The following is a 21,582-nucleotide window of genomic DNA, read 5'->3' as shown; positions in this document are numbered from 1 at the left end:
TCCTAGCCCGCCGGAAGGCTCAGCCGCGCGAGAAGCCCGCCGAGATCCTCGCTTTCCTCCAGCGTGATCTTGCCGCCGTAGATTTCGGCGACATCGCGGACGATGGCCAGGCCGAGACCCGTGCCCGGCTTGTCGGTGTCGAGGCGGGCACCGCGCTGGAAGATCGCTTCGCGCTGCTGTTGGGGAATCCCCTTGCCGTCGTCCTCGACCAATATGTCGATCATCCCGTCCTGCGGCTCGACGGTAACAAACACCCGGCCGCCGCCATATTTCGCGGCATTCTCGACCAGGTTGCCGAGCATCTCGTCGAGGTCCTGCCGCTCGACACGGACCTGGGCCTTCTTGTCTCCCGCGATGTCGACGGTGACCTTCTCGTAGAGCCGGTCGACTGCGCGTTGCACCGATTCCAGGCTCTCCCAGACAGTCGCGCGCGCATGCGCCGAGGCGCGCCGGCCGATCGCGCGGGCTCGGGCGAGATGGTGGTCGACCTGCCGGCGCATGACGATCGCCTCCCGGCATACGGTTTCGGCGAGGTCCGGCGCGTTTGCGGTCGCGGCATTGGTGATAACCGTCAGCGGCGTCTTCAGCGCATGGGCGAGGTTGCCCGCATGGCGACGCGCTTCTTCCGCCTGCTCCTCGCTGTGCGCGAGCAACTGGTTGATTTCGTCGGTGAGTGGGCGGACCTCATTCGGGAAGTCCTCGGTAATACGCGTCTTCGCGCCGGATCGGATGGCAGCGACATCCTGCCGGACCCTTCGAAGCGGCCACAATCCATAAAACGTCTGGAGCGCGGCAAGGATCAGCAGGCCGATGCCGAGCGCGAAGAAGCTCCAGAACAGGGTCGAGCGCAGCTGCTTGATCTGTGTGTCGATCATCTCGCGCGATTGCGCGACCTGGAAGCGCCAGCGGACTTTCGAGCCCGGAAGGATAACGTCGCGTTCGGAGATACGCAGCGGCTCGCCGTCGAATTCGTCGCTGTCGTAAGTGTGGACGTTGACGTCCTGGTGGCGGTCCTGGACTTGCAGCCGCCGATCCCACAAGGAGCGCGAGGGAAGGTGTCGGCCCCCTGGCCACTGACCTGGAAATAGACGCCGGAATAGGGCTCGATGAACCTCTGGTCGGCGGGGGGACGGTTGAAGCGAACCTCGCCGTCCGGTCCGATTTCCGACGCCGCGATCATCGCGTTGAGGACATATTTGAGCTGGTCGTCGAAGTTCTGGACGATCGACGCAGACAGCACACGGTCCAGCGCAAAGCCGCCCATCAGCAGAAGAGCGGTAATCCAGAACGCCGCGACGACGATCATGCGCCGCGTCAGCGAGCCGACGCGCGCGACCTTGCGTCTCGGCGGCGCTACGGCTTGCCCATCCGCCGCCGTTGCCGGGGCGGTTTGATCGTTCAAGCGCGCTTATCCTCCGGGTCATCGAGCGTGTAGCCCAGCCCGCGAATGGTGGTGATGACGTCCGCACCGAGCTTCTTGCGGATGCGCGTCACGAACACTTCGATCGTGTTCGAATCCCGGTCGAAGTCCTGGTCGTAGATATGCTCGATAAGCTCGGTGCGGCTGACGACCTTGCCCTTGTGATGCATCAGATAGCTGAGCAGCTTGTACTCCTGCGCCGTGAGCTTCACCGGCTCGCCGTCCTTGGTGACCTTGCCCGACCGTGTGTCGAGGCGGATGTCGCCGGCTATCAGCTCCGACGAGGCATTGCCCGACGCGCGGCGGATGAGCGCGCGAAGCCGCGCGATCAGTTCCTCGGTCTGGAATGGCTTGGCGAGATAATCGTCCGCGCCCGCGTCGAGGCCGGCGACCTTGTCCGACCAGCTATCGCGGGCAGTCAGCACGAGAACAGGCATGCGCCGGCCTTCCCTCCGCCACCGATCGAGCACCGTGAGACCGTCTACCTCAGGAAGCCCAAGATCGAGGATCACAGCGTCGTAGCTCTCGGTGGAGCCGAGATAATGTCCGTCTTCCCCATCCGTCGCGAGGTCGACGGCATAACCGGCGCCTTCGAGAGTCGAACGGAGCTGCCGCCCGAGATTGGGCTCGTCTTCGACGATCAGCACACGCATGCGTGTCAGTCCCCTAAAAACCGTGTTTCGCAGCCTCAAACCAACGCGAAGCTGAACGGTTGCTTGAGCGGAATGAACTGGGGAGGTCCGCGCAAATGTCAATGCGCCGCCAGTTACTAGGCCAAAGGCAATAACTTATGTAACATCGACTGCGTCTGCGTGGCCTTAGGGGGTTCATGCCCGCGCCTGTCGGTTTGATCGTGCTGGCCGTTCTCGCAGCGAATCCAGATTCCGTGACCACTTCTGATGAACAGGAACGGGACGTCATCGTCACCGGCGAGCGCGTTTCTCGCACTCTTCGCGAGACATCTTCCAGCGTCACGGTCGTCAACGAGGCTGAAATCGAGGCTAGCGGCGCCAATCGCGTCGATGACATCCTGGCGCTGATCCCCAACGTACAACTGGGCAACGGCAGCCAAGCGCCGGCAATCCGTGGGCTCGATACGACAGGGCCATTATACGCGCTCCCGGCCTTTCTTGGCGGCAATCGTCCAAGGATGACGCTGATCGTCGACGGGCGGCCGGTGACCTACAACGAATTTGTCTTCGGCACTTTCCCCGTTTGGGATGTGCAGCGGCTAGAAGTTTTCCGGACGCCGCAGACCACCACCCAAGGCCAGAACTCGATCGCCGGCGCGATTTTCGTCAATACGAACGAACCTTCTGCACATCCGGAATTCCGGGCGCGCGGAATCGTCGGCGACTTCAGGATGCGGCAAGTCTCAGCTGTCGCATCCGGGCCGCTCGCCGGCGAAGCGGTCGCGCTCAGGGTCGCGGGCGATTTCCGTTACAGCCGCACGACCAGCAAGATCATCGACGAAATCGAGGGCGGCGATCCCAGCCACGATGTCTTTGGACTGCTCCGCGCAAAGCTTGCTCTGAAGCCCTCGTCCCGTACTCGGATCAACCTGACCTACGTCCATTCTCAATCGCAAATGCCCCAGGCCGTCGGGCTCACTGCACCGTTCCGTGAACGCAGGGATGAAGACGGCGGCTACGGAGTGTTTCGGATCAACGTGGATTCGCTGACCGCGGGGCTCCGTCATGAACTGAGCGACGATTTGATGGCGGACGTCATGCTGACCGGCGGCGACAGCAAGGCGCAGCGGCTTGCAATACCCAACTTCGGCCAAACGAGAAACGACGGCCGCGACTGGTCAGCGGAAGCGATTCTCAGGTGGTCGCCCGAGGGGCCCCTGTCGATCGTCGGCGGCGCTTCCCACACGCATGTGCGGCTCAAGCAGTACATCAACCTGTCCCTGCTTTCGGGGTCTATCGGCCGGTTCCGCGACTGGCAGGACGGATCGGGCGTATTCGTGGACGCGAGCCTTGCGCTCTCCTCACGCGCCAAAATGACAGCCGGCATCCGCTACCAGCGCGACCGGCAGAAAAGGCAGGGTGCGCTTACCGCGACATCTTTCGAGATTCCGGTCGATTTCGTCGGAACGTTCGATGCCTGGTTGCCAAAGATCACCTTCGCGTACGACGTCACTCCCCAGCTGCGGATCGGCGCGATGGTCCAGAGGGCCTACAATCCGGGCGGAACGACAATCAGGGTGGATACTTCGCGGCCTGACGACTTCAGGGCCGAATCCCTCTGGGATTACGAGGTCTTTGCCAGGGCGGAGCTGGCCGGAGGACACGCGACCGCAGAGGCGAACCTCTTCTATTACGACATGCGCAACGCGCAGCGCTCAAAGCCGATACTCATCCGCACGCCGTCAGGCCGGCCGGTCGGGTTTGCGAATCTCTTCAACGTCCCAAGGCCCGCAGCTACGGCGCCGAGGGGCAGCTGAACTGGCGGTTCGATAAGACGCTGTCACTCACCGTTGCGGTGGGCTTGCTGGGAACAGAGATCATCCGGACAGACGCTGAAAGCGCGGGTCTGGAAGGCAATGAATTCGATCGGTCGCCCCACTTCAGCGGGTCGGCGGCGATCGACTGGAAGCCGATCGATAGGGTACGGATTTCTGCGCAGGTTCGGCGTCACAGCCCATATTTCACGGACCCCGAAAACTCGCCGGAGGTTCGTGTACGAAGCAGCCTAAGGATCGACGCTCGCGCGCAGTATGACCTTGAGCGAGTTTCGCTGTTCGCGCAGGTTCGAAACGTCTTCGATGCACTCAACATGCTCGATCTAAGCGATCCGGATCCGCTAACCAGTCTCCCTCAATCCGGTGAATCCGAAGACCCGCGCACGTTTGCGGCCGGCCTGGAAGTGCGCTTCTAGAGCTGCTTCAGGTAATCCGGCCGGACATTTCGTGCCTTCCAATAGTCGCTCAATCCGATCCCCTCGACCAGACTCTGGAACCGGGGGTCGGCACGCATCGGAGCTATGGGTGGGATGAATAGCCACGGGGCAAAGCGCCAAGCGGTGCTTTTCACTGGCGTATTTGCGCCGCGACCGGACTCGTTCGATCCCCGACCGCAAAGAATGCATTGGCGATCTCGAATGCGGTGTCGATCTCGCCGAGCGCAGACATCACCATCGTCGCCTGTGAAGTCAGGCGCAGGTTCTTTTTCACTGCCTCGAGGTTTGCCTTGCGTGCGGCCGCAATGCTCGCCGGCGTTCGCTGGTCCAATGCCGGAAGAGACACGCGCCACAGCGCGATTGCTTCGGGCGAGTAATTCTGCGGCGCGGTTCCCGGTTTCTCGATCATCGCGAGCGCCGCGCGAGGCCGGTCGGTGAACGCGAAAATGATGAATCGCGCAAACCGCACAAATCTGTGCGTCGGCCAATACTGCATCGCCCTCTCAATCACCCTGTCCGCTTCGGCCGTTCGGCCTGTGATCCAAAGGAGTTGCGCTCGCGGATAATGTGATCCGGAAGCGAGCGGCTTGATGGCCAGCGACCGCTCGACGAGCGCTAGCGCCTCCCGGCTTCTGCCTACGCATTGAAGCAAATTCCATAGCTGCTTCATCGCATTGATACTGTCGGGATAGGCCCCAGGATTCGACGTAGCCGATCTTCGGTGCCCGCCAGGTCCAGGCTGCTACTTTGTAGTATAATTCGGGCGAGCTGGGCGTTCGGCTCGTTGGGATCGAGAGCAAGTGCAGCCGTCGCCGCGCTTTCCGCCTCTTGCAGCGCTGCCCGGGTCTGGTCGGGCTGGCCATTGTCCGTGCGTATCGCCTCGGCATAAGCCAGGCTGCCTTGTGCTTTGGCGTCGGCCGGCCGCAAAGCGACGGCCCTCCGAAAATATTCCGCGGGATGGCTGTCTGGATCACTCGTAGCCTGCGCATCTTCACCGCGATCCATCAGCTCCTTGAATTCGCGGTCTTCGCGCGAGTTGAAGAACCAAATCCCCCTGCACCAAGGGCTGCGGCCGTGGCTGCGGCTCCACCAACAAGCCTGCGTCGGGAAATCGCTTGCGGCGCTTCCCTACCCGGGCTCGTCGCATCATCCTTGCTCAGTAATTCGAGTATCTCGCCTGTCAGCCGGTAGCCCGTGCGCGGGATCGTCTCGATCTCGAGAAGGCCAGGCGCAACATGCGCCGACGTTCTCCGCACCTTCGCGATTGCGCGATTGAGGCTGTCGTCGCCGACGATGACCCCGCCCCAACACTGGTCGAACAATTCATTGCGGGTTACGACCTTCCCACCCGCATCGAGCAGCAGGAGGAACACCTGCATGATCAAAGGCTCGAGATGAGTGTGGCCGCCTGGTCCCTCGACGAGCCGGCGGGACGGGCTCACGAGCATGGGGCCGAGCTGCAGATCCGGCCGAAGCGCCAGGTCGCTCAGCTTCAACATCGATGCCCCACGCCTCCGCGACAAAACAACGATCAGCAAATGATCATAAGATCATCGGCAAACCTCCATCGCACATCCTCAGACCCGATTCTACGCCCGCTCAATCACTTGCGGATTGACGGGAGGTTAGAATGAAAAGGCACATTTCGAAGACGGCGTCTGCCGTCGGTTTCCTGGCCGTACTGAGCGCAACCGCTGTGGGCGCCAAAAATTGGGACGGCTGGAACATCCCGGTAAACGTCGAGAGCCTGCCGGGATCGAGCACCGCGATCAACACGCCGAGCATCGATGGTTGCGCAAGCACCTCGCCGGACGGCCTGACCCTACTCTACAACTCCTTCAGCAACGGCAATTTCGACATCTTCATGGCCACTCGGTCGAGCACGTCAGAAGGGTTCGGCGCGCCAGTGCGGCTGCCGGCGCCGATCAATACGTCCGCGAACGACTCATGCCCGACGCTAACACCGGGTCATCGGCTTTATTTCTCCAGCAACCGGGATGATCCGTCGTACGATATCTATGTCAGCAAGCTTGGCCCGAACGGCTGGAGCCAGCCTCAGAACCTCGGCCCGAACGTCAACACTCCGGGCTGGCTGGATGAAAGCCCATCCTTCTACGAAGACGACGAGGGCCGCGAAGTGATGATCTTCTCGAGCCGCCAGAACGGCGGTGCGGGCGACGGCAACATCTATCAGAGTATCAATGGTGGGCCGAAGACGTTGCTCGCCGGTGGACCGAACAGCTCGGCATCCGACAATCGGCCGAGTGTCACGCGCAACGGCCTGACCATCTTCTTCGATTCCACGAGGACGGGCGGGCTTGGAGCCAACGACATCTATTATGCAACGCGTTCGAACACGTCGGAGCCGTTCGGCCCCGCCATTCACCTGTCTGAACTGAGCTCGGTTTCGACCGATTCGCGGCCCGTGATCAGCAAGGACGGCTCGTTCATGATCCTGAGCTCGGGTCGGCCCGGAAGTGAAGGTCCCGACATCTGGTACGCCAGCCGGGACAAAGCCACGGGCAATTAGGAGCGTTGGGGCGCCTTGTCCGTGGCCGCCGGGATCGGCCGGAGAAAGCAGGAGGCTACGGCCTCGATTTGCCCTTGATCCGGCCGGTCGCGGCGTCCACGTCCACCCAGATCACGCGGCCGTCCTTGACGAACTTCAGCCGATAGGTGTCGCCGTCGAACTCGGGACCGAGATAGTCGGCACCCCCCATGAAGGGCATCACGCGGCGCTCGATGCTTGGGAGCGGCATTGCGCGTCCCTGACGAGCCGCGTCGAACGCACGATCGGCATCGCGCTTCGGTTCCGCTAGCGCGGGCGACGTAAGCAGGCCTGCGCCAAGCGCGGCCAGAGCGATTCTACGGTACAGGCTCATGGCTTTTCTCTGGGCACGGGTTTTATCAGAAACCATTGAATGCCTTATGAATGGTCCTGAACAGAGCCGTTAAGCTCCGCAGACTGCCGTAAAATATGCGTTTACGGAAGTGACCCTCCGGCCACACCGGTTCCCCTTATGAAGCGGACTGGCTAGGGGCGCCGCATGGCTGCGGCGACACTCTCCTATGAAGACCTCGGGCTCGTCCAGGGCGAAGGCTGGCTGTTCCGCCACCTCGACGTCCATATCCGTCCGCGCGACCGGCTTGCGCTGATCGGCCGCAATGGCGCGGGCAAGACGACGCTCCTGAAGTGCCTGGCGGGCCTGATTGATACCGACGAGGGCAAGCGCACCATCGTGCCGGGCAGCCGCGTCGCCCTGCTCGAGCAGGATCCGGACATGGGCGACCACGCAACCCTTTTCGACTGGGTGCTCGATGGCTCCGATGCTCCGGAAACGCACGAGGCGGCCGCGATCGCCGACCAGATCGGGCTCGACCTGTCGCGGCCGGTTGCGACCGCAAGCGGGGGGAGCGGCGACGCGCGGCGATCACCCGAGCGCTCGCTCAGGAGCCGGACGTTCTGTTCCTCGACGAGCCGACCAACCATCTGGACCTTTCCGGAATCGAGTGGCTCGAAGACTGGCTGAACCGGTTCGCCGGAGCCTTCATCGTCATCAGCCACGACCGGACCTTCCTCACCCGCCTGACGAAAAGTTGCCTCTGGCTCGACCGCGGCCATCTCCGCCGCGCCGAGATCGGATTCGGCGGTTTCGAAGCGTGGATGGAGAAAGCCTATGAGGAAGAGGCTCGCGCGGCGGAAAAACTCGACGCCAAGCTGGCCCTCGAGCTGCGCTGGCTGGAGCGCGGTGTCACGGCCCGCCGCCGCCGCAACCAAGGCCGCCTCGCCAAACTCCATGACATGCGCGCCCAGCGGGCTGCGATGATCGGCGGCCCGGGCACGGCGAAGCTTGCGGTCGCCAAGGACGACGTTCGTTCAAAGGCCGTGATCGACGCCGACCGCGTCTCGAAGAATTATGGCGACCGCCAGATCATCCGCGACTTCACGTTGCGCATCCAGCGCGGGGACCGGATCGGCATCGTCGGACCGAACGGCGCGGGCAAGACGACCCTGCTCAAGCTGCTCACCGGCGAGCTGGCGCCCGACGAGGGCAAGGTCGAGCGCGCGAAGACGCTTTCCGGCATCGTCATCGACCAGCAGCGCAAGCTCATGGACCCGGCCAAGCGCGTCCGCGACGTGCTCGCGGAGGGCGGCGATTGGATCGACGTTCGGGGCACCAAGAAGCACATCAAGGGCTATCTCAAGGAATTCCTCTTTTCGCCGGAGCTGACCGAAGCCCCGGTCGGGTCGCTCTCCGGCGGTGAGCGGTCGCGTCTGCTGCTGGCGCGGGAGTTTGCCCGCGAGGCGAACCTGCTGGTGCTCGACGAACCGACCAACGACCTCGATCTCGAGACGCTCGATCTGCTGCAGGAAGTCATCGCCGATTACGAAGGCACGGTCCTGATCGTCAGCCACGACCGCGATTTCCTCGACCGGACGGTGACGGTCACGCTGGGCCTCGACGGGTCGGGTCGCGTCGACATTGTCGCGGGTGGTTATGAGGATTGGGCAAAGCGCCGGAGGACGCAGGCTGCGCCTGTCTCGAAGCCCAAGGCGCCGCCGGTCACTGAAGATCGCAGGCCGGCGCCGAGCGGGAAGCTCAGCTACAAGGACCAGCGCGACCTCGACCGGCTTCCGGGCGAGATCGAACGGCTCGAGGCGCAGATCGCGGCGACCGAAGACGTGCTTGCAGATCCGGATCTCTACGTGCGCGATCCCAAGCGCTTCGCCGATCTAAGCGACCAGGCGGCAAAGCTTCGCACCGAAAAGCATGCAGCCGAGGAGCGCTGGCTCGAGGTTGCCGAAATGGCCGAGGAACTGTCGAGATAGGACTTCCGCTGCGCGGGTAGCGGTGCGATGCTGATCGTCCGATCGAGGGGAAGACCATGTCAAAGTGGGCGGGCATCATTATCGCCGCAATTGTCCTGTTGCCCGTTCCAGCAATTGCCTCGGCAAAGGACAAGCCGGACCAGCGCGTCCAGGCCATATTAGCGTGCGGATCCATCAGTTCGAATGAAGAGCGGCTTCGCTGTTACGACCAATCGATCCTTCCTCTGAAGGAGGCTCTCGCCCGCGGGAGCATGGTGCTGAAGGAAAAGAAGGCGCCTTTGGCTCTCGAAGGAGCGGTCAAGGCGTCCGGTCATTGGGGCGGAAGCAGCTTGTGGGTACTTTTCGACAATGGCGATCGCTGGTCGGTCCAGCCCACGAAATCGCACCGCGACCCGCCGCCGCCGGGCACGATGCTGAAGGTCAAGCGGACGCTCATGGGCACGTACTGGGTCTCAGGACCGAAATGGCCCGAGAGCGAAGCGGAATTCCTCGGCCACGAACAGTGATCTAGGCCACCGCAGTCCCGAAGAGCCGCCCAACTCCGGCGGTCACGGCCATTGCCAGTGCTCCCCAGAAGGTGACCCGCAAAAGGGACGGCGCGAGCGGCGCACCGCCGGCCTTTGCGCCCAGCGTGCCAAGCACGGCAAGGCATAGCAGCGAAACGAACGCGACTGCCGGAATGAGCAGTGCGACCGGAACGACCGTAACGACGAGAAGCGGCGCCGCGGCACCGGCGGTGAACGTCAGCGCCGATGCGATCGCGGCCTGAAGGGGACGCGCGGACATGGTCTCCGACAAGCCGAGTTCGTCGCGTGCATGCGCGCCGAGCGCATCGTGCGCCGTCATCTGGTCGGCAACGGCCTCCGCAGTCTTCCGCTCGACTCCTCGCGCTTCATAAATCCGGATGAGCTCTTCGCGTTCGAGTTCGGGCTGGTGCGCGAGCTCGCCCTTCTCTCGGGCCAGGTCTGCCTTCTCGGTATCGGACTGGGAGCTGACCGACACATATTCGCCCGCCGCCATGGACATTGCGCCTGCGAAAAGCGAGGCGACGCCCGCAATCAGCACGCTCGACCGGCTCGCGTCCGATGCCGCTACGCCGACAATCAGGCTGGCGGTGGAAACGATGCCGTCATTCGCACCCAGCACCGCCGCCCGAAGCCAGCCGATGCGGGAGGACGCGTGACGTTCAGGATGTGTGTGCAGTCGGCTCACGGGCCACCTCCGCCTTCACTCTATCGGGCGGAGTGGCCTGCTTGCAATCGGCCTGATCAGGCTACCTTCCTCGCCGCCGCCGTCCGCTCGCGAACGCGGCGTTCGAAGATGGTCAACGGCATCGCACCTTCGACGAGGATGTCGTGGAAGTCGCGTATGTCGAACTTCGAGCCAAGCGCCTGCTGCGCCTCCTTGCGGGCGCGATTCCAGGCAAGGTGCCCGATCTTGTAGCTGCAAGCCTGACCCGGCGACGCGCAGTAGCGTTCGACTTCACGCTGGACCCGACCGCGCGCGAAGCCGGTCGCGGCGACCATATGATCGACCGCCTGCTCGCGGCTCCACCGCATGTGGTTGAGGCCGGTGTCAACGACGAGACGTTCGGCCCGGAACAGGAAGGACTGCAGATATCCGGCGCGCTCGATGCCCTTGTATGCGCCCAACTCGTCGGCAACTTGCTCCGCGTACAGCGCCCAGCCCTCGCCATAGGCCGAATAGAAAGCGATCCGCCTCAGCATCGGAATGTCGCCCGATGCCTGGGTCACGCTGTTCTGCAAGTGATGCCCGGGAACGCCCTCATGATAGGTCAGCGCCGGAAGCGAATATTTCGGCCAGTCCGACGTCGACTTGAGATTGATGAAATAAATGGCCGGCCGCGACCCATCGAGCGCCGCTGGACGATAATATCCGTTGGAAGCGCCGTCCTGGATTTCCGGCGGTACCCTGCGGATTTCTAGCGGGTCTTTCGGCGGATTGTGAAAGGCGCGGGGAAGCCGGGCGGTCATGTCCGCCATGCCGGCATTCAGGCTAGCAAGAAGCTCGGTGCGGCCAGCGTCCGTGTTCGAGTAGAGCTGATCAGGAGACTTGTTCAGCGCCGTCAGCCGTTCCCCGACGCTGCCGCTGGTGTAACCGGCCGAACGGAGGATCTTGTCGAGCTCCGCAGTGATCTCGGCGACCTGCTGGAGCCCGATCCGGTGAATCTCGTCGGCGGTGAATTTCGTAGTCGTCGCCTCGGCGAGCGCGGCCTCGTAGAGGTCGTCGCCATTAGGCACTCGCCACACGCCGTCACCGGCCTGGCTCTTCGCCCGAAGCGCCGCGACTGCCGCGATCTGCTTGTCGAGGGCCGGATAGACCTGGTCGGCGACGATCTTCGCCGCGCGCCCGCGCCAATCACCGGCGATCTGCTTCGCCGCCGCGCGATCGGCAACAGACGCCGCCATGTTGCTCTGTTCGGCGGCAGGCTCGCGCAGCGCGCGCATCTGCCCAAGCGCGAGGTCGAGCGACCAGCCTGGAGCGAGATAGCCGCGCGCCGCCTGCCGCTGCTGCTCGACCGTCTCGTTGTCGAGAACCGTCGCGAATTGCGAAAGCCGCGACAGATACGCCTCCGCATCGGCGGCATTCTCGATCGTGTGCGCCGAATGCAGGAAATCGGGGGTCGAGAAATAGGCCCGTCCTGCTGGCTGATCACATAAGGGCTCTGCGGGTTGGAAACGTCAAATTTCTCCGGGCCGACATTGTTGGTGCGCAGGTCCCAGATCACGACCTCGCGGTTGAGCTTGGATAGATCCGAAAGGCCGGCCTCCGGCACGGCTTCGAGCCAGCCGATGAACTTGTTGGTCCGGGCGATTTCCTCGATCCGCGCCTGCTGGTCCGGCCTCGTGTCGAGCTTCGACTTGAGCGGCGCGAGCGCGCCCTTGTCGAGGCCGGTGTAGGTCGCGAGCCTCGGGCTCGTTGCCACCTGCTCCTGAAAGATCCGGTCGAAAATCTGGTTGAGCGCCGCATCCTTCGGACCCGCGGCCGTCTGCGCGGAGGCTGCAAAAGCGAGCGCCGGCTTCGACGCGAATGCGCTGACGAACGACAAACCGGCGGCCGCACCGGCAGTCGACAGAAATTGGCGGCGATCCATGAATTCTCCCCGGATTCGAAACGCCGAAGAGGGATAAGGCGCGCCGCCTCGCCAGCAAGACCCGTTGGTCGAAGAAATGCCTACGCTTGCAGTTGGTACTGCTTGAGCAGGTCGTAGAGCGTCGGTCGGCTGATCCCGAGTAGCTTGGCGGCACCCGAGATGTTGTTCTCGGTCCGGCTCAGGGCCTGGCGGATCGCCTTGCGGTCGGCAGTCTCGCGGGCCGCGCGGAGGTTCAACGCACTCTCGGCCTCCTCCGCGTTCACGCTTCCCGGCAAGTCGAGGTCGTCGGCGCTCACCGACTTACCGTCGGCCATGATCACCGCGCGCTTGATCCGGTTTTCGAGCTCGCGGACGTTGCCCGGCCAGCCATAGGCGTCGACTGCCGCAACAGCGTCGGCGGAAAGCGACTGAACCTTGGTGTTCAGCTCCTTGCCGAAGCGATTCACGAAATGACGAGCGAGCAGGACCGCGTCGCCGGGCCGCTCGCTAAGCGACGGGATCTTCACCACGATCTCGGCGAGGCGATAATAGAGGTCCTCGCGGAAGCGGCCGTCCGCAGTCATCGCGTCCAAGTCCTGGTGTGTTGCGCAGACGATCCGCGTGTCGACGGCGATCGGCTGGCGTCCGCCGATGCGCTCGATCACGCGCTCCTGGAGAAAGCGGAGCAGCTTGACCTGAAGTGCGAGCGGGATGTCGCCGACTTCGTCGAGGAAGAGCGTCCCGCCCTCGGCCATTTCGATCTTGCCGACGTTCGATTTGACCGCACCGGTGAACGCTCCGCGCTCGTATCCGAATAGCTCGGCCTCAAGCAGCGTCTCAGGAATGGCGGCGCAGTTGATGGCGATGAACTCGCCCTTTCGTCCGCTCTTCTCGTGGACCGCGCGGGCCAGCAATTCCTTGCCGGTACCCGACGCGCCAAGCAGCATCACCGACACGTCTGCGGTGGCGACACGCTCAATCGTCTTGCCAACCTTCAGCATCTCGGGCGCCGAGCTGATGATCGAGCCGAGCACCTGCCCGCCGCCGGCCTGTTCGAGCCGCCGGTTCTCGGCCTCGATGTCGGCAACGTGGAAGGCGCGCGCCACAATCAGGCCTAGCTCGTCGATATCGACCGGCTTGCGGTAGAAATCATAGGCGCCGAGCCCGATCGCCTTCAACATGCTTTCGCGCGCGCCGTGACCCGACGCGACGATCACCTTCGTATCCGGCTTCAGCTTCAGGATCTGCGAAAGGGTCTCGAAGCCTTCGCTCGTCCCGTCCGGATCAGGCGGCAGCCCCAGGTCGAGCGTGACGACAGCAGGCTCGTGAAGCCGCAGCGCCTCGATCGCCGCTTCGCGATTGCCTGCGAGCACGACCTCATAGCCTTCGTAGGCCCATTTGAGCTGGCGTTGCAGGCCTTCGTCGTCTTCGACGATCAGGAGCACGGGGAGTTTCTGGTCGGTCATGCGCGTTTCCGTTGCGGTTGAGCAGCCTCGTCGGCCGCTGGAAGGAAGATGGAGAATTCACTGCCCGCGCCCGGCGTGCTGTCGACGACCAGGCGGCCGCCCATCGCAACGATCAGCGAGCGGGCCTCGAACGAGCCGATGCCGAAGCCGCCGGGCTTGGTGGACGCGAACGGCTGGAACAGGCGATTGCGGACGAAGTCGCCGTCCATACCGGTTCCATGATCGGCGATGGTGATGCGGACTTCGTCGCCGACGGGGGCAACGCGGACGGTGATCGGCGCATCGGACGAACTCGCCTCCACGGCGTTCTGGATCAGGTGCCCGACCGCCTGCTCGAGCCCCATCGCGTCGACGACCGCCCAGAGGGTGGTGTCGCCAAGCAGCTTCACTTCGTGGTCCCGCCGCTTCGCGGCGATCGCATCGGAAAGGATGGTGCGAAGCGGCTGCGGCTCTGCCCGCTGGGCGCGGGCCTGTGCCTGCGGCGAAAGCCTCGCCAGCAGGTCGTTCATCTTGCCGACCGAGCTGCGCAGGGTCGCGACCATGTCGGCGCGGAACTCGGGATTGTCGGCGTGGCGCTCCGCGTTGCGCGACAGCAGGGACAGCTGGCTCACCAAATTCTTGATGTCGTGCAGGATGAAGGCGAAGCGCCGGTTGAATTCCTCGAACCTCTGGGCGTTCGACAGGGCCTCCTGACCATATGCTTCGGCAAGCGAGCTTGCCGCCTGACGTCCGGCGGTGCGCAGGAGGTCGAAATCTTCCCAGTCGAGGACGCGGCGATAGTCCGGCGCGGCGAGCAGGATCAGGCCGAAGAGCCGCTCGCCATGGATCAGCGGAACGCCCACCCACGCACGTCGCTCGTCGAGCATCCATTGCGGTGGGAGCATTGCGCAATCCTCAGGCCGCGCAATCCCGCTGCGGAGAGCATCGAACTCTACGATCCGGCCATTCGACTCCAGCGCCGACCAGAACGTCAGAACGCGATCCAGCTCCGTGGATGGGGGATTCTTGCCCGACCAGTTCCACGACGAAGCAGCCGTGATCGCGCCTGCCGGATCCCTCGCCAGAAGGATCCCGCCCGGCGCGTCGAGGATGTCCGCGAACGCCTTGACCACGCGCTCACCGAGCGGGGCCGCGTCCGAACCGGTCGTTCCGACTGTCTCGGTGAAACGCAGCCACTCGGTTCGGTAGTCGTAGCGGTGCTCGAACAAATGCTTGGAGATTTTGACCTTGGCCCAGCTGCGCGCCTTGGCGCTCGGCAACAGGGCCATGGCCGCGACCGTCATCACAGCGAGTAGCCCGACAAGGCCGCCGCGCGCCCATTCGACGCTCGTGCCCCGAAGTGCCGTGGCGAGTATCGCCATGACGGCGAAGTAAGCGCAGATCGCCAACAGGGAGAGAGACTGGAACGTTGCCGCGCGAGACAGGCGGATGCGCCAGCCCTCCTCGCGCCTGGCGGCCATCGCGAACATCGGCGCGGTCGCAGCGACGATCGCCCCGCGCCATTCGAGAAGGTCGGGCGCCAGCCGGCTGTCCAGGTAAGAGATCGTGTAGAGGTTGAGGTCGTAACTCCACGTCAGCGAAAGCGCGAGCATGGCCAGCCGGATGTTCGACCGGCTCGCGGGTGACGCCTGCCCGTAAAGGTTGTGGACCAGCACCAACGAACCGGCGGCCGCGGTGATTCGGAGCAGGGTCGCCGTGTCACGGACCGAGTCGGTCGGGATGAAGTAGCGCAAGCTCGTCACGACCATCTGGAAGCCGAGCACCGCCGCTACGGCTGCGTAGACCAGCCGAACCCCATGCTGGCGCTCGTCGCTGCTCGAGGACAGGCTGTGGATCAGGCCGATCCAGATGAGGTTCCGAGCCGTCTCCGCGTAACTGGTCAGCGGGTCGCTGGGGAGTATGGCGTTAAGCCAGGCCCAGCAGGCGGTGACCGCGAATCCGGCGAGCAGCAGGCGCTGGTCCTGCTGCCGGATCGCGCCCAGACGCCAGATCAGCAGGCCGAGGAAGGCCGCCGCGCACAGGGCGTGGCTCCAGAAGGCGATCAGGGCCTGCACCGACACACACCTGTCAATTCCACCGACATGCGAAGGGGTGTCGCTAGATTTTACAAATATCTGGTGAACGGATGCGCTAAGGCGCCTCTATGACGGTGGAAAAGCGCTCGCTTGGACAAAGCGGAATCTCGGTCGCGCCGCTGGCGCTCGGTGGCAATGTCTTCGGCTGGACGGCGGACGAGCCGACCAGCTTCGATATCCTGGACGCGTTCGTCGACGCCGGCGGCAACATGGTCGACAGCGCGGACGTCTATTCGGCCTGGGTTCCCGGCAACAAGGGAGGCGAGAGCGAGACCGTCATCGGCAACTGGCTGAGGCGCGATCCGGCCAAGCGCGACAAGATCGTCCTCGCGACGAAGGTGGGTTTCTTCGAGGGGCTGGCCCCGGAGAAGATCGCCGCGGCCTGCGATGCTTCGCTCCAGCGGCTCGGGATCGACACGATCGATCTCTACTATCACCACAAGGACGATCCGAACGTCCCGCTCGCCGACAGCCTCGGAGCGATGGATGCGCTGGTGAAGGCCGGCAAGATCCGCTCCATCGGCATGTCGCAATATTCGCCGGAGCGGCTCGACGAGGCGATGCGGGCAGCGACCGCCGATAGCCTCACTAAGCCCAGCGTCCTGCAGACCTGGTACAACCTCGTTGAGCGAGAGGAGCTGGAAGGCGCGCTTCGTGATACGGCGCTGGCGCACGGGCTCGGGATCATTCCCTTTTACGGGCTCGCCAATGGCTTCCTCACCGGCAAGTACCGGAGCAAGGACGACCTCGACAAAAGTCCGCGCGGACTTCGCAATGTCGAATATCTCGAAGGCCGGGGAATGCGCGTGCTCGCGGCGCTTGACCGGATCGCGGCCGAGACCGGGGCGGCGCTTGCGTCGATCACCCTCGCATGGACAATCGCGCAGCCCGGAATCACGGCGGCGCTCGCCAGCGCGACCAGCGTGGACCAGCTGAAGGAACTGACGGCGGCGATGAGCCTGGCGCTCACGCCGGAGCAGATTGCATTGCTCGACGAGGCGAGTCGCTAGCCTTTCTTGAGCACGTCCAGCGACGCCACCGTCATCGCCTCGGTCGCGGTTGAAATGACTGCCTCCGCATCGGGCGCCCAGAAGGGGCTGTGCAAGGACGGGAGCTTGAGCGTGTCGCCGCCCGCTGCATCCCATTTGTCCTTGGGCGTCCCTCCCACCCAGAAGATCAGGCTCTGGACCTCCTTGTCCGCAAGCCAGAAGCGGCTGAAGTCCTCGCCGCCCATCACCGGGGGCGTAAGGCTCGCCCGCTCGGCACCAAAATGCTGCTGGAAGAGATCGAGCGTCTTTTTGGAAAAGTCTTCCGTGTTGAATGTCGCGGGCGTGTACATTTCCTCGCGTATCGTAACGACCGGCATCCGGTCCTCCGGCACGCCCGCCGCTATGGCTTCACCCCTGGCGATCCGCTTGATCCCGTCGAGCAGCAGCTTCCGGACTTCCGGCTTGTAGCTTCGAACGGTCAGCTGGAGCTTGGCCTCATCCGAGATGATGTTGTGCTTGGCTCCCGCCTGAAAGCTGCCAACGGTTACGACGGCCGGATCGAGGGGGTTGTTCTCGCGGCTGACCAGGGTCTGCAGCGCACCCACGATCCGCGAGGCAAGCACGATCGGGTCCTTTGTCGTTTGAGGGTAGGCGCCGTGCCCGCCAAGGCCCCTCACCAAAATGTCGACGCTATCGACGTTGGCAAGCGCATATCCCGGCGTGACTCCGATCGTCCCGGCCGGAAGAGCTGCGGCATCATGGAAGGCGAGCGCGTAATTCGGCTTCGGAAAGCGGGTGTAGAGCCCATCGTCGAGCATCGCTTTCGCGCCCTCGCCGGTCTCCTCGCCCGGCTGGAGAACCATGACGAGCGTGCCCGACCATTGATCCTTCATCGCCGCAAGCCGCCGGGCGGTGCCGATGAACGAGGACATGTGCGTATCGTGGCCGCAGGCGTGCATGACACCGGTCTCGACGCCTGACCGTGCGGTCGCACGAACCTTCGACGCGAACGGAAGGCCCGTCTGCTCAACCACGGGAAGGGCGTCCATGTCGGCGCGGAGCAGCAGCACCGGCCCGGGACCATTCTGCATGACCGAAACCACACCGGTCTTGCCGACCTTCTCGGTCACCTTGAAGCCGAGCTTGCGCATCTCTGCAGCGAGCTTGGCGGGCGTGCGCACCTCCTGCATCGACAGCTCTGGGTTCGCGTGGAGGTCGCGGTAGAGGGTCATCAGCTGCGGCATGTCGGCGCGGATCGCGTCTCGCAGTGCGGCAGCATTGGCGGCGGTCGGTAGGGTCATGGCGGCAATCACCAGTCCGAAGGTCAGCTTCATCAACGCGCTCCCTGGGTCGATGGAAGCAATTCCATCACGTCCATCTGAGATTCGAAATGAGGCCGGGGCATGATCAGCCTCCAGCGGTTCGGTCCGATCCTTTCGACGAACCCTGCCACATCGCGCTGCGTGTCGCGGCCATATTGCATCGACTGCGCCTCGTCGCCGAGGATCAGGGTGCCGAGGAAGACCTGCCGAAGCGCATCGCCCGGAAACAGCTTTCCAACCTGCCGCTGCGATCCTGTCAGCTTCGCGAAGTCCTGAAGCTCGCCATCCTGCTGGATGCGGCACACGAATGCGGGATAGGAGACGTAGTTGAGCAGTCCGGCCTGCCTTGCGCCGACCTTGATCACCCGGCAGCGATAGTCGCCGTTCGGGATCGGTCCACCGCCGAGCGCGGCATCCGGATTAAGCAGGACGCCCTCGCGCTCGACGTCCGCGCCATTCCCGCCCGCCCGGGCGGCCCGCAATGCGTCGACGAAGGCGGTCCGCCATTCGTGCAGCCTCTCGCGGTCCGATTCCGTCGCAACCGAACGCCAGTCGCGTGCAGGTTGAGCGATCACTCCGGGTGTCGTCCGGAACTCCGCACAGCCGGGGAGCAAAGCCAGGGCCGCAACGATGAAAAGGTAGCGCATCAACCGCAGCCTAAGCGGCAGTCCAGCCCCGTCCATGCTGAGGTTCGCGCCGGTGATCGACTTGGCCTCGTCGCGGCAAAGGAACAGAGCAAGCGCTGCGACCTCCTCGGGCGTCACGAAGCGCTTGGTCGGCTGGGCGGCGAGGAGCACGTCATTCATCACTTGCTCGCGGGTCAGGTTCCGCGCCTTCATCGTGTCCGGAATCTGGTTCTCGACCAGCGTGGTCCAGACGTAGCCCGGCGAGATGCAATTGGCGGTGACGCCGTCGCGCGCCGCTTCAAGGGCGACCGATTTGGTGAAGCCCGCGACGCCATGCTTGGCGGCGACATAGGCAGACTTGTTGGGCGAGGCGACGAGGCTGTGCGCCGACGCCGTATTGATGATCCGGCCCCACTGCTTCGCCTTCATCGAAGGGATCGAAAGCCGCGTCGTGTGGAACACTGCCGACAGGTTGATCGCCAGGATCGCATTCCATTTCTCGGGAGGAAAGCTCTCGACCGGCGAGACGTGCTGGATGCCGGCATTGTTGACGAGGATGTCCGGCGCACCGAGCTCGTCGGTGCATCGCCGCACCATATTCTCAATCTGAGCCGGATCGGACAAATCGGCGCCGTCATGGAGAGCGCCGAGCTCGCTCCTGATCTTCTCGATCTCGGCGGGATCGCCGAAGCCGTTGAGCATGATCCTGGCGCCTTCGGCAGCTAGCGTTCGGGCGATCGCCAGCCCGATGCCCGAGGTTGAACCGGTGACGAGCGCGACTTTGCCTTCGAGAATCATGGCATCTCCTTTGCGGCGCTACTCGCCCCCGTAACGACGATTTGCAACCGGGCCGCCTCTTCGCGCATTTGGCCGGAGCGACAGGGGAGACATTCATGGTTCGGCTAGGCGGCGAAGACCCAAGTTCCAACTTCGAAGACCGCACCGGACAGGGCGGAGGTTTCGGGCTCGGCGGGGCGGTGGCGGCGGCAATTTGCTCGGCTGCCTGCTCCCAATGGTCATGAGCCGCTTCGGGATCGTCGGCGTCCTCATCCTCCTCGTCGGCTATTGCGCCTTGACTCAGCTCGGCGGCGGCGGAGGGCTGATCCCAAGCAGCCCGACAACGAGCGCACCGAGCGGCGGCAAATCGACGCTCGACCCCAACATGCGCGATTTCCTCACGCGGACGCTCGGCTCGACCGAGGAGACCTGGGGCGAGATCTTCGCCAAGAACGGTGCGAAGTACGTCCCGACGCGGATGGTCGCCTACACCGGCGGAACGCAGACGGCGTGCGGCGCCGGCCAGGCGGCAATGGGCCCGTTCTACTGCCCGAACGACAATACGATCTACATCGATCCGGAATTCTTCAACGAGCTTTCGCAACGGTTCGGAGCCCCTGGCGACTTCGCCGCGACCTACGTGATCGCGCACGAGGTCGGGCACCACGTCCAAAGCCTCGAAGGCACGCTCGACCGGGCTCAGAGTGCACAGCAAAGCGTCGGCCGCACGGAGGGCAACGCGATTCAGGTCGGCGTCGAGCTTCAAGCCGACTGCTACGCCGGTGTGTGGGCGGCAAACGCCCGCGACGCGCAGGGCAACATCCTTGAGCCTGGCGATGTCGAGGAAGGAATGCGCGCGGCCGAGGCGATCGGCGACGACATGCTCCAGAAACAGACGCAGGGCGTCGTCGTGCCTGAAAGCTTCACGCACGGTTCGTCGGCGCAGCGGATGCAGGCGCTACAGACCGGTCTGAAGACCGGCAACCCCGCCGCCTGCAAGTTCAACCGCTAGAGCCGGACCAGCATCTTTCCGAGGTTGTCGCCGCTGAACAGGCCACGGAAGGCGTCCGGCATATTCTCGATGCCGTCGACTACCGTTTCCTGCGACTTGAGCTGGCCCGTCGCGATCAGCTGCCCCATCTCGCGGTAGAATTCGTCCATCCTTGACTGGAAGTCGAAGACGATGAAGCCCTGCATGCGGATGCGCATGGCAATCACCCGCATGATGAAGCGGAAGGCAGCCGGCTCGGCCTTGTTGTACCCTTCGATCATCCCGCAGATCGCGAAGCGCGCCCGCATCCTTGCGAGCGCGAAAGCCGCATCGAGATGGTCACCGCCCACATTGTCGAAGTAGACGTCGATACCCTCCGGAGCCGCAGCGGCCAGCCCTTTCAGGATCGGCTGGGCCTTGTAGTCGACGACCTGGTCGGCACCGAGCGACTGGACGAAATCGCATTTGTCCGCGCCGCCCGCCGAACCGATGACGGTCATGCCCTTCGCCTTTGCGATCTGCACCACAGCCGATCCCACCGCACCGGCCGCTGCCGACACGAAGACGATGTCGCCAGGCTTGGCCGACGCGACTTCGAGGAGGCCGAAATAGGCGGTCGCGCCCGTCACTCCGAGATTCCCGAGGAACGCCTGCGGCTCGGCTCCAAGATCGGGAAGCTTGTTGACCGTGCGCGCGTCCAGCACTGCCTCGTCGCGCCAGCCGCCCATGTGAAGCACGCGATCGCCCGGATAGAAGCCCTCCGCTGTGGATTCGACGACCTCGCCGACCGCTCCGCCTTCCATCGGCTGATCGATCTGGAACGGCGGGACATAGCTTTTCACGTCGTTCATCCGCCCGCGCATATACGGGTCGACCGACAACCACTGGTTGCGGACGCGGACCTGCCCTGCGGCGAGCGGCGGCAAGTCGAGCTCCTTCAGTGCGAAATTTTCGTCCGTCGGCAGCCCCTGCGGACGGCTCATCAGGTGCCAGGCGCGCGCCATCATGTTTCTCCCGTTCCAGTTGAGCCGCGCATAAGCTCCCTCGGGCGCACAAGAAAGGCCCGGCCGCGAGAGGCGACCGGGCC

Annotated in this window: 16 protein-coding genes and 5 pseudogenes; 7 read left to right on the top strand and 14 right to left on the bottom strand. The window is 64.1% G+C overall.

The genetic code is table 11. From position 1 onward, the window contains the following. Positions 1 to 2 precede the first annotated feature (2 nt). Together H9L14_RS00365 and H9L14_RS00360 are read right to left on the bottom strand one after the other, a co-directional pair. Positions 3 to 1,306, bottom strand: a pseudogene (locus tag H9L14_RS00365) (sensor histidine kinase). Between the two features lie 92 nt (positions 1,307 to 1,398). Continuing rightward, positions 1,399 to 2,073, bottom strand: a complete 675-nt coding sequence (locus H9L14_RS00360; protein WP_187708776.1) for a response regulator transcription factor — start codon at positions 2,071 to 2,073, stop codon at positions 1,399 to 1,401. A gap of 233 nt (positions 2,074 to 2,306) precedes the next feature. Between H9L14_RS00360 and H9L14_RS00355 the strand changes: the two genes are divergently transcribed. Next, entirely contained in the window at positions 2,307 to 3,869 is a 1,563-nt protein-coding gene (locus H9L14_RS00355) for a TonB-dependent receptor (protein ID WP_187708775.1), read from the top strand. Further along, on the top strand, positions 3,866 to 4,303 hold the full coding sequence (locus tag H9L14_RS16370; RefSeq protein ID WP_343070270.1) for a hypothetical protein: 438 nt from the start codon (positions 3,866 to 3,868) through the stop codon (positions 4,301 to 4,303). The genes H9L14_RS00355 and H9L14_RS16370 overlap by 4 nt, the downstream gene beginning before the upstream one ends. 151 nt (positions 4,304 to 4,454) lie before the next feature. On the opposite strand, the gene H9L14_RS00345 is transcribed toward H9L14_RS16370, so the two are convergent. From H9L14_RS00345 to H9L14_RS00335, 3 genes are all read right to left on the bottom strand, one after another. Next, positions 4,455 to 4,793, bottom strand: a complete 339-nt coding sequence (locus H9L14_RS00345) for a hypothetical protein (RefSeq protein ID WP_187708773.1) — start codon at positions 4,791 to 4,793, stop codon at positions 4,455 to 4,457. 197 nt (positions 4,794 to 4,990) lie between these two features. After that, on the bottom strand, positions 4,991 to 5,329 hold the full coding sequence (locus H9L14_RS00340; RefSeq protein WP_187708772.1) for a hypothetical protein: 339 nt from the start codon (positions 5,327 to 5,329) through the stop codon (positions 4,991 to 4,993). Continuing rightward, on the bottom strand, positions 5,329 to 5,823 hold the full coding sequence (locus tag H9L14_RS00335; RefSeq protein WP_187708771.1) for a winged helix-turn-helix domain-containing protein: 495 nt from the start codon (positions 5,821 to 5,823) through the stop codon (positions 5,329 to 5,331). The genes H9L14_RS00340 and H9L14_RS00335 overlap by 1 nt, the downstream gene beginning before the upstream one ends. Before the next feature lie 131 nt (positions 5,824 to 5,954). Between H9L14_RS00335 and H9L14_RS00330 the strand changes: the two genes are divergently transcribed. Beyond that, positions 5,955 to 6,854 (top strand): TolB-like translocation protein, encoded by a 900-nt coding sequence (locus H9L14_RS00330; RefSeq protein ID WP_187708770.1) that lies wholly within the window; start codon positions 5,955 to 5,957, stop codon positions 6,852 to 6,854. A gap of 55 nt (positions 6,855 to 6,909) precedes the next feature. Here the strand turns inward: H9L14_RS00330 and H9L14_RS00325 are convergent, their stop codons facing one another. Further along, positions 6,910 to 7,206, bottom strand: a complete 297-nt coding sequence (locus H9L14_RS00325) for a hypothetical protein (RefSeq protein ID WP_187708769.1) — start codon at positions 7,204 to 7,206, stop codon at positions 6,910 to 6,912. Between the two features lie 165 nt (positions 7,207 to 7,371). Here H9L14_RS00325 and H9L14_RS00320 point away from each other — a divergent pair. Together H9L14_RS00320 and H9L14_RS00315 are read left to right on the top strand one after the other, a co-directional pair. Further along, positions 7,372 to 9,155 (top strand): annotated as a pseudogene (locus H9L14_RS00320) (ABC-F family ATP-binding cassette domain-containing protein). A gap of 56 nt (positions 9,156 to 9,211) precedes the next feature. Continuing rightward, on the top strand, positions 9,212 to 9,661 hold the full coding sequence (locus H9L14_RS00315) for a hypothetical protein (protein WP_187708768.1): 450 nt from the start codon (positions 9,212 to 9,214) through the stop codon (positions 9,659 to 9,661). Position 9,662: 1 nt separating this feature from the next. Here the strand turns inward: H9L14_RS00315 and H9L14_RS00310 are convergent, their stop codons facing one another. The 4 genes and pseudogenes from H9L14_RS00310 to prsK form a co-directional block, all read right to left on the bottom strand. Next, positions 9,663 to 10,367, bottom strand: a complete 705-nt coding sequence (locus tag H9L14_RS00310) for a VIT1/CCC1 transporter family protein (protein WP_187708767.1) — start codon at positions 10,365 to 10,367, stop codon at positions 9,663 to 9,665. Positions 10,368 to 10,423: 56 nt separating this feature from the next. Next, a pseudogene (locus tag H9L14_RS00305) lies at positions 10,424 to 12,270 on the bottom strand (DUF885 domain-containing protein). Positions 12,271 to 12,350: 80 nt separating this feature from the next. Beyond that, complete coding sequence (gene prsR, locus H9L14_RS00300; protein WP_187708766.1) at positions 12,351 to 13,715, bottom strand: PEP-CTERM-box response regulator transcription factor; 1,365 nt, start codon at positions 13,713 to 13,715, stop codon at positions 12,351 to 12,353. Beyond that, positions 13,712 to 15,769, bottom strand: coding sequence for an XrtA/PEP-CTERM system histidine kinase PrsK (gene prsK, locus H9L14_RS00295; RefSeq protein ID WP_187708765.1), 2,058 nt, complete (start codon positions 15,767 to 15,769; stop codon positions 13,712 to 13,714). Before prsK ends, prsR begins: the two co-directional genes overlap by 4 nt. Before the next feature lie 89 nt (positions 15,770 to 15,858). Here prsK and H9L14_RS00290 point away from each other — a divergent pair, with 89 nt between their 5' ends. Continuing rightward, entirely contained in the window at positions 15,859 to 16,800 is a 942-nt protein-coding gene (locus tag H9L14_RS00290) for an aldo/keto reductase (RefSeq protein ID WP_187708764.1), read from the top strand. On the opposite strand, the gene H9L14_RS00285 is transcribed toward H9L14_RS00290, so the two are convergent. The 3 genes and pseudogenes from H9L14_RS00285 to H9L14_RS15295 all read right to left on the bottom strand — a co-directional run bounded on the left by H9L14_RS00285 (position 16,797) and on the right by H9L14_RS15295 (position 19,525). After that, the gene (locus H9L14_RS00285) at positions 16,797 to 18,113 is read right to left on the bottom strand and encodes an amidohydrolase (protein WP_187708763.1); all 1,317 of its coding nucleotides are present in this window, start codon (positions 18,111 to 18,113) and stop codon (positions 16,797 to 16,799) included. The two genes, H9L14_RS00290 and H9L14_RS00285, sit on opposite strands and share 4 nt — an antisense overlap. Continuing rightward, the gene (locus H9L14_RS15300) at positions 18,113 to 18,748 is read right to left on the bottom strand and encodes a DUF4893 domain-containing protein (RefSeq protein WP_246444664.1); all 636 of its coding nucleotides are present in this window, start codon (positions 18,746 to 18,748) and stop codon (positions 18,113 to 18,115) included. The genes H9L14_RS00285 and H9L14_RS15300 overlap by 1 nt, the downstream gene beginning before the upstream one ends. A 10-nt stretch (positions 18,749 to 18,758) precedes the next feature. Further along, positions 18,759 to 19,525: pseudogene (locus tag H9L14_RS15295) on the bottom strand (3-hydroxybutyrate dehydrogenase). A 95-nt stretch (positions 19,526 to 19,620) separates the two neighbouring features. Between H9L14_RS15295 and ypfJ the strand changes: the two are divergent. Next, positions 19,621 to 20,516, top strand: a pseudogene (gene ypfJ, locus H9L14_RS00275) (KPN_02809 family neutral zinc metallopeptidase). Here ypfJ and H9L14_RS00270 read toward each other — a convergent pair. After that, the gene (locus tag H9L14_RS00270) at positions 20,513 to 21,499 is read right to left on the bottom strand and encodes an NADP-dependent oxidoreductase (protein ID WP_187709802.1); all 987 of its coding nucleotides are present in this window, start codon (positions 21,497 to 21,499) and stop codon (positions 20,513 to 20,515) included. The pseudogene ypfJ and the gene H9L14_RS00270 overlap by 4 nt on opposite strands. Positions 21,500 to 21,582: the final 83 nt, after the last annotated feature.

The sequence above is a fragment of the Sphingomonas sediminicola genome, from assembly GCF_014489515.1.
Taxonomy (GTDB): domain Bacteria; phylum Pseudomonadota; class Alphaproteobacteria; order Sphingomonadales; family Sphingomonadaceae; genus Sphingomicrobium; species Sphingomicrobium sediminicola.
Note: the sequence above shows the minus strand (reverse complement) of the source record. Positions and strands in the feature narration are given on the sequence as shown.

Coding starts and splice junctions, on each gene's coding strand:
- H9L14_RS00360 (WP_187708776.1), bottom strand. CDS start 2,073: ATGCGTGTGCTGATCGTCGAAGACGAGCCCAATCTCGGGCGGCAGCTC.
- H9L14_RS00340 (WP_187708772.1), bottom strand. CDS start 5,329: ATGGATCGCGGTGAAGATGCGCAGGCTACGAGTGATCCAGACAGCCAT.
- H9L14_RS00335 (WP_187708771.1), bottom strand. CDS start 5,823: ATGTTGAAGCTGAGCGACCTGGCGCTTCGGCCGGATCTGCAGCTCGGC.
- H9L14_RS00330 (WP_187708770.1), top strand. CDS start 5,955: ATGAAAAGGCACATTTCGAAGACGGCGTCTGCCGTCGGTTTCCTGGCC.
- H9L14_RS00325 (WP_187708769.1), bottom strand. CDS start 7,206: ATGAGCCTGTACCGTAGAATCGCTCTGGCCGCGCTTGGCGCAGGCCTG.
- H9L14_RS00315 (WP_187708768.1), top strand. CDS start 9,212: ATGTCAAAGTGGGCGGGCATCATTATCGCCGCAATTGTCCTGTTGCCC.
- prsR (WP_187708766.1), bottom strand. CDS start 13,715: ATGACCGACCAGAAACTCCCCGTGCTCCTGATCGTCGAAGACGACGAA.
- H9L14_RS00290 (WP_187708764.1), top strand. CDS start 15,859: ATGACGGTGGAAAAGCGCTCGCTTGGACAAAGCGGAATCTCGGTCGCG.
- H9L14_RS00285 (WP_187708763.1), bottom strand. CDS start 18,113: ATGAAGCTGACCTTCGGACTGGTGATTGCCGCCATGACCCTACCGACC.
- H9L14_RS15300 (WP_246444664.1), bottom strand. CDS start 18,748: ATGCGCTACCTTTTCATCGTTGCGGCCCTGGCTTTGCTCCCCGGCTGT.
- H9L14_RS00270 (WP_187709802.1), bottom strand. CDS start 21,499: ATGGCGCGCGCCTGGCACCTGATGAGCCGTCCGCAGGGGCTGCCGACG.